14 protein-coding genes are annotated in these 12,640 nt (G+C 63.0%); 13 read left to right on the forward strand and 1 reads right to left on the reverse strand.

Annotation, left to right across the window (positions count from 1 at the left end; genetic code table 11):
- Window position 1 precedes the first annotated feature (1 nt).
- Window positions 2–1,036, forward strand: a complete 1,035-nt coding sequence (locus ACLEJU_RS09250) for a S49 family peptidase (protein WP_435423435.1) — start codon at window positions 2–4, stop codon at window positions 1,034–1,036.
- 134 nt (window positions 1,037–1,170) lie between these two features.
- On the opposite strand, the gene ACLEJU_RS09255 is transcribed toward ACLEJU_RS09250, so the two are convergent.
- Window positions 1,171–1,749 carry a Maf family protein gene (locus tag ACLEJU_RS09255; protein WP_435423436.1) on the reverse strand — a complete coding sequence of 193 codons (579 nt, stop codon included), beginning with the start codon at window positions 1,747–1,749 and terminating at the stop codon, window positions 1,171–1,173.
- Between the two features lie 96 nt (window positions 1,750–1,845).
- Between ACLEJU_RS09255 and ACLEJU_RS09260 the strand changes: the two genes are divergently transcribed.
- The 12 genes from ACLEJU_RS09260 (at window position 1,846) to ACLEJU_RS09315 (ending at window position 11,644) form a co-directional block, all read left to right on the forward strand.
- Window positions 1,846–2,373, forward strand: coding sequence for a YceD family protein (locus ACLEJU_RS09260; protein ID WP_027919446.1), 528 nt, complete (start codon window positions 1,846–1,848; stop codon window positions 2,371–2,373).
- Window positions 2,374–2,386: 13 nt separating this feature from the next.
- The gene (rpmF, locus tag ACLEJU_RS09265; RefSeq protein WP_003247154.1) at window positions 2,387–2,569 is read left to right on the forward strand and encodes a 50S ribosomal protein L32; all 183 of its coding nucleotides are present in this window, start codon (window positions 2,387–2,389) and stop codon (window positions 2,567–2,569) included.
- Window positions 2,570–2,572: 3 nt separating this feature from the next.
- The gene (gene plsX, locus ACLEJU_RS09270; protein WP_435423437.1) at window positions 2,573–3,583 is read left to right on the forward strand and encodes a phosphate acyltransferase PlsX; all 1,011 of its coding nucleotides are present in this window, start codon (window positions 2,573–2,575) and stop codon (window positions 3,581–3,583) included.
- A gap of 127 nt (window positions 3,584–3,710) precedes the next feature.
- A complete protein-coding gene (gene fabD, locus ACLEJU_RS09275) occupies window positions 3,711–4,649 on the forward strand; it encodes an ACP S-malonyltransferase (RefSeq protein WP_435423438.1) in 939 nt (312 codons plus the stop codon).
- A gap of 15 nt (window positions 4,650–4,664) precedes the next feature.
- On the forward strand, window positions 4,665–5,405 hold the full coding sequence (gene fabG, locus ACLEJU_RS09280) for a 3-oxoacyl-ACP reductase FabG (RefSeq protein WP_435423439.1): 741 nt from the start codon (window positions 4,665–4,667) through the stop codon (window positions 5,403–5,405).
- Window positions 5,406–5,608: 203 nt separating this feature from the next.
- On the forward strand, window positions 5,609–5,845 hold the full coding sequence (gene acpP / locus ACLEJU_RS09285; protein WP_060513099.1) for an acyl carrier protein: 237 nt from the start codon (window positions 5,609–5,611) through the stop codon (window positions 5,843–5,845).
- Between the two features lie 173 nt (window positions 5,846–6,018).
- Complete coding sequence (fabF, locus tag ACLEJU_RS09290; RefSeq protein ID WP_159409407.1) at window positions 6,019–7,263, forward strand: beta-ketoacyl-ACP synthase II; 1,245 nt, start codon at window positions 6,019–6,021, stop codon at window positions 7,261–7,263.
- Window positions 7,263–8,078 (forward strand): aminodeoxychorismate lyase, encoded by an 816-nt coding sequence (pabC, locus tag ACLEJU_RS09295; protein ID WP_435423440.1) that lies wholly within the window; start codon window positions 7,263–7,265, stop codon window positions 8,076–8,078. Before fabF ends, pabC begins: the two co-directional genes overlap by 1 nt.
- Window positions 8,079–8,082: 4 nt before the next feature.
- Complete coding sequence (mltG, locus tag ACLEJU_RS09300) at window positions 8,083–9,210, forward strand: endolytic transglycosylase MltG (protein ID WP_435423441.1); 1,128 nt, start codon at window positions 8,083–8,085, stop codon at window positions 9,208–9,210.
- A 9-nt stretch (window positions 9,211–9,219) separates the two neighbouring features.
- Complete coding sequence (gene tmk / locus ACLEJU_RS09305) at window positions 9,220–9,852, forward strand: dTMP kinase (RefSeq protein WP_103449713.1); 633 nt, start codon at window positions 9,220–9,222, stop codon at window positions 9,850–9,852.
- Window positions 9,845–10,831, forward strand: coding sequence for a DNA polymerase III subunit delta' (locus ACLEJU_RS09310; RefSeq protein ID WP_435423443.1), 987 nt, complete (start codon window positions 9,845–9,847; stop codon window positions 10,829–10,831). Before tmk ends, ACLEJU_RS09310 begins: the two co-directional genes overlap by 8 nt.
- 30 nt (window positions 10,832–10,861) lie before the next feature.
- Window positions 10,862–11,644 (forward strand): TatD family hydrolase, encoded by a 783-nt coding sequence (locus ACLEJU_RS09315; RefSeq protein ID WP_435423442.1) that lies wholly within the window; start codon window positions 10,862–10,864, stop codon window positions 11,642–11,644.
- Window positions 11,645–12,640: the final 996 nt, after the last annotated feature.

Here is a 12,640-nt window from a genome sequence, read left to right on the forward strand (position 1 = left end):
CATGGCTGACGAGTGGAAAGCGCCCGTTAACGAAACCGAAGAGGAGCGCCTCGCTCGCGAAGCGCGTGAAGCGCGGGACGAAGAGGCTCGTGTCGAGCAGAAGAGCTGGAAGCTGCTGGAAAAGACCCTGCTGGCCGGTGTTCAGGAGCAGCGACGGTCCCGGCGCTGGGGGATCTTCTTCAAGCTGCTGACCTTCGTCTACCTGTTCGGCATCCTTGCCCTGTTCCTGCCGTTCATGGATGTGGACAAGGCTGCATCGCGCAGTGGCAATCACACGGCCCTGGTTGAGGTGCGAGGCGTGATTGCCGATCAGGAGGCCGCCAGCGCCGACAATATCGTCAAGAGCCTGCGCGATGCATTCAAGGACCCCAAGACCAAGGCGGTGGTCCTGCGCATCAACAGTCCGGGCGGCAGCCCGGTGCAGGCGGGCTACGTGTATGACGAGATCCGTCGTCTGCGTAGCGAGCACGCGGATACCAAGCTGTATGCGGTGATCACTGATCTGGGGGCTTCCGGCGCCTACTACATCGCCAGTGCGGCGGATGAGATCTACGCCGACAAGGCGAGCCTGGTCGGCTCCATTGGTGTGACGGCTGCCGGCTATGGCTTTGTGGGTTCAATGGAAAAACTGGGCGTCGAGCGGCGCACCTACACCGCAGGCGAGCATAAGGCATTCCTTGATCCGTTCTCGCCTGAAAAGCCTGACGAGCGAGCGTTCTGGCAAGGTGTGCTGAATACCACGCACCAGCAGTTCATCGCCATGGTCAAGCAGGGGCGGGGAGACCGCCTGAAGGACAAGGAGCATCCGGAGTTGTTCAGCGGCCTGGTCTGGTCGGGTGAGCAGGCCAAGGCGCTGGGGCTGGTGGACGGGCTGGGCAGCGCCAGCTATGTGGCGCGTGAAATCGTGGGTGAGAAGGACCTGGTCGATTACACCGTGCAGGAATCGCCGTTCGATCGCTTCTCCAAGCGCATTGGTGCCAGCGTGGCCGAGCACCTGGCCATGTGGATGGGGTTCCAGGGGCCTCAGCTGCGCTGACCGAAGTCTACTGGGGTCGCTTTGCGGCCCTTCGCGGGCAAGCCCCCTCCCACAGATACGTCGCGATCTTTGGGATTGTGCGATCCCTGTGGGAGCGGGCTTGCCCGCGAAGGGCTGCAAAGCAGCCCCGCTTCTCATGGGATGGTCACGCCTTCCCGGGTCAGCATATCCACCAACCGAATCAGCGGCAGCCCGATCAGGCTGGTCGCATCGCACCCGTGTGTGCTCTGAAACAAGCTCACCCCCAATCCCTCGGCCTTGAAGCTCCCTGCGCAATCCAGCGGCTGCTCCGCTGTCACATAGCGCTCCACGCGCTCCCGATCCAGTTCGCGCATCGTCACTGTAAACGGCACGCAGTCGACCTGGCAGTGCCCGGTCGCGGTATTGAGCAGCGCCAGTCCGGTCAGGAAGGTCACCTGCTGGCCGCTGGCTTCGAGCAGTTGCTCGCAGGCGCGATCGAAGGTGTGCGGCTTGCCGAGGATCTGCTCGCCCAGTACCGCGACCTGGTCGGAGCCGATGATCAAGTGCTGCGGATGGCTGGCGGCAAGCGCCTCGGCTTTTTGCCTGGCCAGGCGCCGTACCAGTTCAACGGCGGGCTCGTCGGCCAGGCGCCGCTCGTCTAGATCAGGGCTAGCCCAGGTGAAGGGCAGGCGCAGGCGCGCGAGCAGTTCGCGCCGGTAGGCAGAGCTGGAAGCCAGCAACAGAGGCAGCATGATAGACTCCTGGTCAGTTGAACCTGATTCTAACATGCGAGATGTCGCCTAATTTCCTTTGACAGGGGCGGGGGGCATCCCTAGAATGCTGCGCCTATGTTGAATGACCCGATTCCACCTCACGTTGACCCGCGCAAATTAGCCGACCGAGGCGTATCCATCACTGGTACGCTGCAACTCGCTGATTTGGAAAGACTCTGCGACCCGCTTTCCGACGATGTCGGTACGGTGCAGGCGAAGTTCGATTTTGAACGAGATGAACAGCACGTGGTGGTTATCCACAGCGAGCTGGACGTCGAGGTCAAAATGGTTTGCCAGCGTTGTCTTGAGCTGGTCACCCTGCCGATCCACAGCGAATGTACATACGCCGTGGTGAAGGAGGGTGCGAATACCCAGTCGTTGCCGAAAGGCTATGACGTGCTGGAACTGGGCGAAGATCCATTGGATCTGCAGGCCTTGGTCGAGGAGGAGCTGCTGCTCGCCTTGCCTATCGTGCCTGCTCATCATCCGGAAGAATGCCAGCAGCCGGCGGGCGCAGACGAGCCCGAATCGAGCAAGGACGAGGTATCGCGGTCCAACCCGTTCAGTGTTTTGGCGCAGTTAAAGCGTGACCCAAACGTTTAGGAGTTAATCAATTATGGCTGTTCAGCAGAACAAAAAATCCCGCTCTGCCCGTGACATGCGCCGTTCGCACGACGCCCTGTCGGAAAACGCGCTGTCGGTAGAGAAAACCACCGGTGAAGTACACCTGCGCCACCACGTTTCGCCAGAAGGCGTATACCGTGGTCGCAAAGTGGTCGACAAGGGCGCTGACGAGTAATCCTTGTCCGCTCAGATCATCGCGATCGACGCAATGGGCGGGGACTTCGGTCCCCGCAGCATTGTCCAGGCTAGCATTGCCTGCCTTTCGGCTACCCCCTCGCTGCACCTGACCCTCGTCGGTCAACCCTCCCTCCTTGAAGATCTTGTCAGCGGCCTTGCGGCTGCGGATCGCGCGCGCCTGCAGATTGTCGCCGCCAGTGAGGTGATCGGTATGGACGAGCGGCCATCCCAGGCGTTGCGTGGCAAGCCGGACTCGTCGATGCGCATCGCCCTCGAACTGGTGCGTGACGGCAAGGCTCAGGCCTGCGTGAGTGCCGGCAATACCGGGGCGCTGATGGCGTTGTCGCGTTTCGTGCTCAAGACCCTGCCGGGTATCGATCGGCCAGCCATGGTGGCGGCGATCCCGACCCAGACGGGTTACTGCCAACTGCTCGACCTTGGTGCCAACGTCGATTGCAGTGCCGAAAACCTCTATCAGTTTGCCGTCATGGGCTCCGTGGCTGCCCAGGCCCTGGGTATTCACCGGCCGCGCGTGGCGCTGCTGAATATCGGTACCGAGGACATCAAGGGCAATCAGCAGGTCAAGCTGGCGGCCACGTTGCTGCAGAACGCCCGCGGCCTCAACTATGTCGGCTTCGTCGAAGGTGACGGCCTGTACCGCGGCGAGGCGGACGTGGTGGTGTGCGACGGCTTTGTCGGCAATATCCTGCTCAAGTCCAGCGAAGGCCTGGCGACCATGATCGGCGAGCGTATCGAAAAGCTGTTCAAGGGCGGCGCGTTGTCGCGGCTGGTCGGGGCGGTGGCGATGCCGCTGCTCAAGCGCCTGCAGGCCGACCTGGCACCGGCGCGGCACAATGGCGCAAGCTTCCTCGGCTTGCAGGGCATCGTCATCAAGAGCCATGGCTCGGCGGGTGTGCAGGGTTTCCAGAGCGCGATCCAGCGGGCGCTGATCGAGATCCAGGAAAACCTCCCGCAGCGGCTGCACGGTCGCCTCGAAGATTTGTTGCCTTAGGCATTTCGCCGATGAAGTGCTTAAATGTGACCGCTTGGTCTGCGTTTCCATCCAAGTTTTCATATTCTGCGTCTAGCCTTGGGCTCGGCGCACCCCATTCGACGACAAGATCATAAGGGCTTGTTCAATGTCTGCATCCCTCGCATTCGTCTTCCCCGGTCAAGGTTCCCAGTCGCTGGGCATGCTCGCCGAACTCGGCGCTGAAAAGCCGGTGATCATCGAGACCTTCAAGGAGGCTTCCGAGGCTCTGGGCTATGACCTGTGGAAGCTGGTCCAGGAAGGTCCGGAAGAACAACTCAACCAGACCGACAAGACCCAGCCGGCGATCCTCACCGCCTCCGTCGCCTTGTGGCGCCTGTGGCTGGAAGAGGGCGGCGCGCAGCCGGCCTTCGTTTCCGGTCACAGCCTAGGTGAATACAGCGCCCTGGTCGCAGCCGGCGCCCTGTCGCTGAAAGATGCCGTGCGCCTGGTCGAGCGTCGTGGCCAGCTGATGCAGGAAGCCGTGCCGGCCGGTCATGGTGCCATGGCGGCGATCCTCGGCCTGGATGACGCCGTCGTGGTGGAAATCTGCGCCGAAGCGGCCGAAGACGAAGTGGTCAGCGCCGTGAACTTCAACTCGCCAGGCCAGGTGGTCATCGCCGGTAACAAGGCTGCGGTCGACCGCGCCATGGAGCTGTGCAAGGCCAAGGGCGCCAAGCGTGCCCTGCCGCTGGCGGTCAGCGTACCGTCGCACTGCGCCCTGATGAAACCGGCTGCCGAGCGCTTTGCCGAGTTCGTCAACGCCATTGAATGGAAGGCCCCGCAGATCCCGGTGGTGCAGAACGTCACCGCCGCCGTCGCCGCCGACCTCGATGCCCTGAAGCAGGACCTGCTGGCACAGCTGTACCAGCCGGTGCGCTGGGTTGAATGCGTGCAGACCCTGGCCGCCAATGGTGCGGTCAACCTGGTCGAGTGCGGCCCGGGCAAGGTCCTGGCTGGCCTGAACAAGCGTTGCGCCGACGGCGTGACCACCTACAACCTCAATACCCCTGACGCTGTCGCCGCCACCCGTGCGGCGCTGGCCTGATTTGGAGAAGCTTGCATGAGCCTGCAAGGTAAAGTTGCACTGGTCACCGGCGCCAGCCGTGGTATTGGCCAGGCCATCGCCCTCGAGCTGGGCCGCCAGGGCGCGACCGTGATCGGTACCGCCACTTCGGCTTCCGGTGCCGAGCGCATCGCCGCCACCTTGAAAGAGCACGGCATCACTGGCACCGGCATGGAACTGAACGTCACCAGTGCCGCGTCCGTGGAAGCGGTACTGGCCGCCATCGGCGAGCAGTTTGGCGCCCCCGCCATTCTGGTCAACAACGCCGGTATCACCCGCGACAACCTCATGCTGCGCATGAAGGACGACGAGTGGTTCGACGTGATCGACACCAACCTGAACAGCCTCTACCGTCTGTCCAAGGGCGTGCTGCGTGGCATGACCAAGGCGCGCTGGGGTCGTATTATCAGCATCGGTTCGGTCGTCGGTGCCATGGGCAACGCCGGCCAGGCCAACTACGCGGCGGCCAAGGCAGGCCTCGAAGGCTTCAGCCGCGCCCTGGCGCGTGAAGTGGGCTCGCGTGGCATCACCGTCAACTCGGTGACTCCGGGCTTCATCGACACCGACATGACCCGCGAGCTGCCTGAAGCGCAGCGCGAAGCCCTGCAGACCCAGATTCCGCTGGGCCGCCTGGGCCAGGCTGACGAAATCGCCAAGGTGGTTTCGTTCCTGGCGTCGGACGGCGCTGGCTACGTTACCGGCGCAACCGTGCCGGTCAACGGCGGGATGTACATGTAAAACTGCAACGCAATGTGACGGATTGCTTCAAAAAAGAGTCATACTGCGAGCCTAAAATCCGTTATAAAGCTGCAACCAGATTCCAGGCAGCGGGTGCGGTGGCTGAAGGGAACGTGCGTTCCGCTTGAAAAGCGAACGTCTTTCTATAAACTTGGTCACCGGCCAGCTGCCTGACATATGTCCATTAGGAGTGAAAACTAGGTATGAGCACCATCGAAGAACGCGTCAAGAAAATCGTCGCCGAGCAACTGGGCGTCAAGGAAGAGGAAGTGACTGTCGAGAAGTCCTTCGTCGATGACCTGGGTGCCGATTCGCTTGACACCGTTGAGCTGGTGATGGCTCTGGAAGAGGAATTCGAGACCGAAATCCCTGACGAAGAAGCCGAGAAGATCACTACCGTTCAAGCTGCAATCGACTACGTCAAAAACCACCAGGCTTAAGACGTTGTAGTCGACGCTTCTTGTCGAGAAGAACCGCACTGCCTTTGCCGGCGTGCGGTTTTTTCTTTGCGAGCCTTCAGCGTCGCTTCACTCGCGCCGAGAGCTTGTTGCCATTTCATTCCATTGCTTGAATGCAATGGCAAGAAACTCTGTGATTAGAAAAGGAGAGTACTGTGTCGCGTAGACGCGTCGTGGTCACCGGTATGGGTATGCTGTCGCCACTGGGTACCGATGTACCGAGCACCTGGCAGGGCATTCTGGCTGGCCGCAGTGGCATTGGTCCGATCGAACACACGGACCTGTCTGCCTACTCCACCCGTTTTGGCGGCTCGGTGAAAGGCTTCGAGGTTGAGCAGTACCTGTCGGCCAAAGAGGCCCGCAAGCTCGACCTGTTCATCCAGTACGGCCTGGCGGCCGGTTTCCAGGCGGTGCGTAATGCCGGCCTGGAAGTCACCGACGCCAACCGTGAGCGCATTGGCGTGGCCATGGGCTCGGGTATCGGCGGCCTGACCAACATCGAAGAAACCAGCCGCACCTTGCACGAGCAAGGCCCGCGCCGGATCTCGCCGTTCTTCGTGCCGGGTTCGATCATCAACATGATCTCCGGTTTCCTGTCGATCCACCTGGGTCTGCAGGGGCCGAACTACGCCATCGCCACCGCCTGCACCACCGGCACCCATTGCATTGGCATGGCCGCGCGCAACATCGCCTACGGCGAAGCCGACGTAATGATCGCCGGGGGTGCCGAGATGGCTGCTTGCGGTCTGGGCATGGGCGGCTTCGGTGCATCCCGCGCGCTGTCTACCCGCAACGATGAGCCAACCCGTGCCAGCCGTCCGTGGGACAAGGGCCGTGATGGCTTCGTGCTGTCCGACGGTGCCGGTGCGCTGGTGCTTGAAGAGCTCGAACATGCCAAGGCCCGTGGTGCGACCATCTATGCCGAGCTGGTCGGCTTCGGCATGAGCGGTGACGCCTACCACATGACCTCGCCGCCCGACAGCGGTGAAGGTGCTGCCCGTTGCATGGCCAACGCCCTGCGCGATGCTGGCATCCAGCCTGAAGCGGTCAGCTACATCAACGCCCACGGCACATCGACCCCTGCCGGCGACATCGCCGAAGTGGCGGCGATCAAGCGCGTGTTCGGCGAGCATGCCTACAAGTTGGCGGTGAGCTCGACCAAGTCGATGACGGGCCACCTGCTCGGCGCTGCCGGCGCGGTAGAGGCGATCTTCAGCGTGCTGGCGATCAACAGCCAGATGGCGCCTCCGACCATCAACCTCGACGAGCCGGACGAAGGCTGCGACCTCGACTTCGTACCGCACGAAGCGCGCAGCATGCCGATCGACGTGGTGTTGTCCAACTCGTTCGGCTTTGGCGGCACCAACGGTTCGCTGGTGTTCCGCCGGTTCATCGGTTGATGCACAGCTGGATCGACGGCCAGCCCGCGACTGCGATCAATTTGCAGAATCGCGGCCTGGCCTACGGCGATGGCCTGTTCGAGACCATCGCCGTGCGGGGCGGCCGGCCCAGTTTGCTGGACGGCCATCTTGCTCGCCTGGCACTGGGTTGCCAACGGCTTATGATCGACGCCGACCTGGCGCTGGTGCGTGATGAAATCCTGCGCTTCGCCAGCCAGCTTGGTGATGGTGTCGCCAAGCTGGTCCTAACCCGTGGCGACAGCCAGCGTGGCTACGCGCCGGTTGCCGGCGTCGCGCCGCGCCGAATCCTCCAGGGCAGCCCGCTGCCCAGCTATCCTGTCGAACATGCCGAGCACGGCGTGCGGCTGTTCCCCTGCCAGACCCGGCTTGGGGAGCAACCGTTACTGGCCGGTCTCAAACACCTCAATCGCCTGGAGCAGGTGCTGGCCCGTGCCGAATGGCAGGACAGCGAACATGCCGAGGGCCTGATGCGTGACGGGCAGGGCAGGGTGATCGAAGGCGTATACAGCAATCTGTTCCTGGTGCGCGATGGCGTGCTGCTCACCGCTGACCTCAGCCGTTGTGGCGTAGCTGGCGTAATGCGCGGTGCCCTGCTGGAGCAGGCGCAACGGCTCGGCGTCGCGGTACAGGTGCGTGATATCGCGTTCGACGAACTGCAACAGGCGGATGAAGTGTTCGTCTGCAATAGTGTCTACGGTGTCTGGCCCGTGCGTGGAATTGCCGCGCTGAACTGGTCGCCGGGCCCGCTCACCCGTAAACTGCAGGCCGTTGCCCGTACGTTACTGGATACCTGAATTCGTGAGACGCAAATTCCTGCTGCTGCTGGAAATGGGCTTGATCCTCGCCGGCCTGGCCTTGGGCTGGTCGGCCTGGAAGATCAACTCGGTGCTGGAGCAGCCTCTGCATGTGGCCGAAGAGCGCCTGCTCGACGTGCCCAGCGGCACCAACCCCAACCGCATGTTCTATCGCATGCAGGCCGACGGCTTGCTCGATGACGCCGTCTGGCTGCGCCTGTACTGGCGCTTCAACATGGCCGGTACACAGTTGCATACCGGCGAGTATCGCCTCACCCCCGGCATGACCGTGGAAGACCTGTTCGACGTCTGGCGCCGTGGCGATGTGGTGCAGTACAACCTGACCCTGGTCGAAGGCTGGACCTTCCGCCAGGTGCGTTCGGCGGTGGCCAGGCATGAAAAGCTCAAGCACACCCTGGATGGTCTTTCCGACGCTGAAGTGATGGACAAGCTCGGCCACACCGGCGTGTTCCCTGAGGGCCGCTTCTTCCCTGATACCTACCGCTTCGTGCGCGGCATGAGTGACGTCGAGCTGCTGCAGCAGGCTTACATGCGCCTGGATGAAGTGCTGGCCAAGGAATGGGCCGAGCGCACCACCGACCTGCCTTACCGTGACCCCTACCAGGCCTTGATCATGGCTTCGCTGGTGGAGAAGGAAACCGGCATCCCCCAGGAGCGTGGGCAGATCGCTGGCGTCTTCGTCCGTCGCTTGCGCCTGGGCATGATGCTGCAGACCGACCCGACGGTGATCTACGGCATGGGTGAGCGCTACAACGGCAAGATTTCCCGCGCCGACCTGCGCGAACCGACGCCCTACAACACCTACACCATGACCGGTCTGCCACCGACACCGATCGCCATGGTCGGGCGCGAGGCGATCCATGCCGCGCTGAACCCGTCCGATGGCACCAGCCTGTACTTCGTCGCCCGCGGCGATGGCAGCCACGTGTTCTCCGATGACCTGGACGATCACAACTCGGCGGTGCGCGAGTTTCAGCTCAAGCGTCGCGCGGATTACCGGTCCAGCCCGGCGCCGCAAAGTGCACCGGTGGATGCAGCCGAGCCCGCTGAGCAGGACCCAGACAGCCAGGCCGCGCCGGCCGACGCACCAACGCCTGACGAACAACATTAAGGACTGCCTGTGAGCGGCTTGTTTATTACCCTTGAAGGCCCCGAAGGCGCGGGCAAGAGCACCAACCGTGATTACCTGGCCGCGCGCTTGCGCGAGCAGGGCCTGGACGTGGTGCTGACTCGCGAGCCTGGCGGCACGCCGCTGGCTGAAAAAGTCCGCGAGCTGTTGCTGGCGCCGAGCGAGGAAGTGATGGCCGCAGACACCGAGCTGCTGCTGGTTTTCGCTGCCCGTGCCCAGCATCTGGCCGAAGTGATTCGCCCGGCGCTTGCTCGTGGTGCGGTGGTGCTGTGTGATCGCTTTACCGATGCCACCTACGCCTACCAGGGCGGTGGTCGCGGTCTGTCGGTTGAGCGTATCGCTGCGCTGGAGCAATTCGTCCAGGGGGATCTGCGCCCGGACCTGACCCTGGTCTTCGACCTGCCGGTGGAAGTCGGCCTGGCCCGTGCCGCCGCGCGCGGTCGCCTGGACCGTTTCGAGCAGGAAGGCCAGGCCTTCTTCGAAGCCGTGCGCCAAGCCTATCTGCAACGCGCCCATGGCGCGCCGCAACGCTACAGCCTGCTCGACGCCGCCCAGCCACTGGAGGCCGTGCAGCGTGCCATCGATGCGCTGCTGCCGGCCATCGTGGGGCGTTGCCGTGGCTGAGGCCTACCCCTGGCAGCAGGCGCTGTGGCAGCAACTGGCAGGGCGTGCCCGGCACGCCCATGCCTACCTGCTGCATGGGCCGCAGGGCATCGGCAAGCGCGCCTTGGCCGAGCGGCTGATGGCGCGTCTGCTGTGCCAGCAGCCGCAGGGGCTGGATGCCTGCGGGCAGTGCAAGTCGTGCCTGCTGCTCAAGGCCGGTAGCCACCCGGACAACTTCGTGCTGGAGCCGGAAGAGGCCGACAAGCCGATCAAGGTCGACCAGGTACGCGAGCTGGTGTCGTTCGTCGTGCAGACGGCGCAGCTTGGCGGGCGTAAAGTGGTGTTGATCGAGCCGGTCGAGGCAATGAACGTCAATGCCTCCAACGCCTTGCTCAAGAGTCTGGAAGAGCCTTCGGGCGATACCGTGCTGCTGCTGGTCAGTCACCAGCCCAGCCGTCTGTTGCCGACGATCAAGAGCCGCTGCCAGCAAGTTGTCTGCCCACAGCCGAGCCAGGTGCAGAGCCAGGCGTGGCTCGCCACGGCATTGCCCGACAGTGATGAGGCCGAACGCGAGGAGCTGCTGACCTTGGCCGCTGGTTCGCCGCTGATGGCCGTCAGCCTGCAAGCGCAGGGTGTGCATGAGCAACGGGCCTTGGTGACCGACGGGGTGAAGAAGCTGCTCAAGCAGCAGCAGTCGCCCAGCCAGCTGGCCGAGGCCTGGAGCAGTGTGCCGTTGTTGCTGCTGTTCGACTGGTTCTGCGACTGGTCGCACCTGATCCTGCGTTACCAGTTGACCCAGGATGAGGAGGGGTTGGGCTTGGCCGACATGCGCAAGGTGGTGCAGTACCTGGCGCAGAAGGCCCGTCAGGGCAAGGTGCTGGAGGTCCAGGCGTGGATCCTCGAGCAGCGTCAGAAGGTGCTCGGCAAAGCCAACCTCAATCGCGTATTGCTGCTGGAAGCGCTGCTGGCCCATTGGGTACAGCTGCCGGGTTCCCGCTGATTTTCCATCTTTTCATGTGTGCCGCCTGCCATGCTCGTAGATTCCCATTGCCATCTCGACCGTCTTGACCTGAGCGCCCACCAGGGCTCCCTCGATGCTGCCCTGCAGGCCGCGCGCGAGCGCGGGGTCGGGCATTTCCTGTGCATTGGTGTCAGTGCCGAAAATGCCGGGGCGGTGAAGGCGCTGAGCGAGCAGTACGCCGATGTCGACTGCTCGGTGGGTGTGCACCCGCTGGACCTGGCACCGGGCGAGACGCCGGCGCTGGAATGGCTGCTGCGCGAGCTGGCGCATCCGCATGTGGTGGCGATTGGCGAAACCGGGCTGGACTACCATTACGAACCGGAGGCCGCCGAGTTGCAGCAGGCATCCTTCCGCCTGCACCTGGAGGCCTCGCGCCAGACCGGCAAGCCGGTGATCGTGCACACCCGTGCGGCGCGGGCCGATACCTTGGCGCTGCTGCGTGAAGCGAATCTGCCGCAGGCGGGCGTGCTGCATTGTTTCACCGAGGACTGGGACATGGCCAAGGCGGCGCTGGACCTGGGCTACTACATCTCGTTGTCCGGGATTGTCACTTTCCGCAATGCCGATGCCCTGCGCGAGGTGGCGCGGCAGGTGCCGGTCGACCGCCTGCTGGTGGAGACCGATTCGCCGTACCTGGCACCGATCCCGTATCGTGGCAAGCCGAACCTGCCGCAGTATGTGCGGGAGGTGGCGGAGTATGTGGCATCGTTGCGTGGGGTGAGCTACGAGCAGCTGGCCGAGCAGACCACGTCCAACTTCAAGCGCCTGTTCCCGCTGGCGCGACTGCTCTGAATCCAGCTCAATCGCTTTTGCTCTGCTTTTGCTCTGCTTTTGCTCTGCTTTTGCTCTGCTTTTGCTCTGCTTTTGCTCTGCTTTTGCTTTTGCTTCTAAGCGCGCGATAGTCCAGGCGACGCAGAGTGCGACTTCAGGAGGCCGAACGCAGGCGTCTGGAGGGCCAGGGTGCGTAGCACCCCTTCGGCGTAGCCGAAGGCGCGAGATGTAGACTTGCGCAGCAAGTCGTAGGCCGCGCGGGCCCGGAAGGCGCCGGAGTGAGGGGACCCCGGAGCGCAGCGCAGGGGCCGGATGATGGGAGCGGGGGTTTTTGCCTACTTTTTGCCCAGTCAAAAAGTAGGTCGCCGTAAAGGCGAAAAGGTGATTCAGCGCCACCATGGCGAATGAATGTAGACCTGATTTGAAAGCTCACATCCAAAGCCAAAAGCCAAAAGCCAAAAGCCCGAGCGCGATGGTTTTGATTTTTTCGCGTACATTCATTGGTGATGGCGACGCACAGTCACCTTTCCGCCCTTACGGCGGGTCACTTTTTGTCAAACGCGACAAAAAGTAACCAAAAAACGCTGGCTCCCATCATCCGGCCCCTGCGCTGCGCTCCGGGGTCCCCTCGCTCCGGCGCCTTCCGGGCCCGCGCGGCCTACGACTTGCTGCGCAAGTCTACATCTCGCGCCTTCGGCTGCGCCGAAGGGGTGCTACGCACCCTGGCCCTCCAGACGCCTGCGCTCGGCCTCCTGAAGTCGCATTTCGCGTTGCCTGGACTATCGCGCGCTTAGAAGCAAAATCAAAAGCAAGAGCCAGAGCAAGAGCAAGAGCAAGAGCCAGAGGCAGAGCCTGGCGGCTGGCCCTGGGCAAAAAAAACCCGGGTTCTGGGGGGGGAATCCGGGTTAAGACCATTAGGAGTAAAACAAAGGTACGCGGTCCCTGAGCACCTTTATCGGCGCGCCACTTGGGGGGGATGCGCCGCGCCAACACTTCAAGTATTGGTCAGGTTTGGCA

This window comes from Pseudomonas sp. SMN11, assembly GCF_052041945.1.
Taxonomy (GTDB): Bacteria; Pseudomonadota; Gammaproteobacteria; order Pseudomonadales; family Pseudomonadaceae; genus Aquipseudomonas.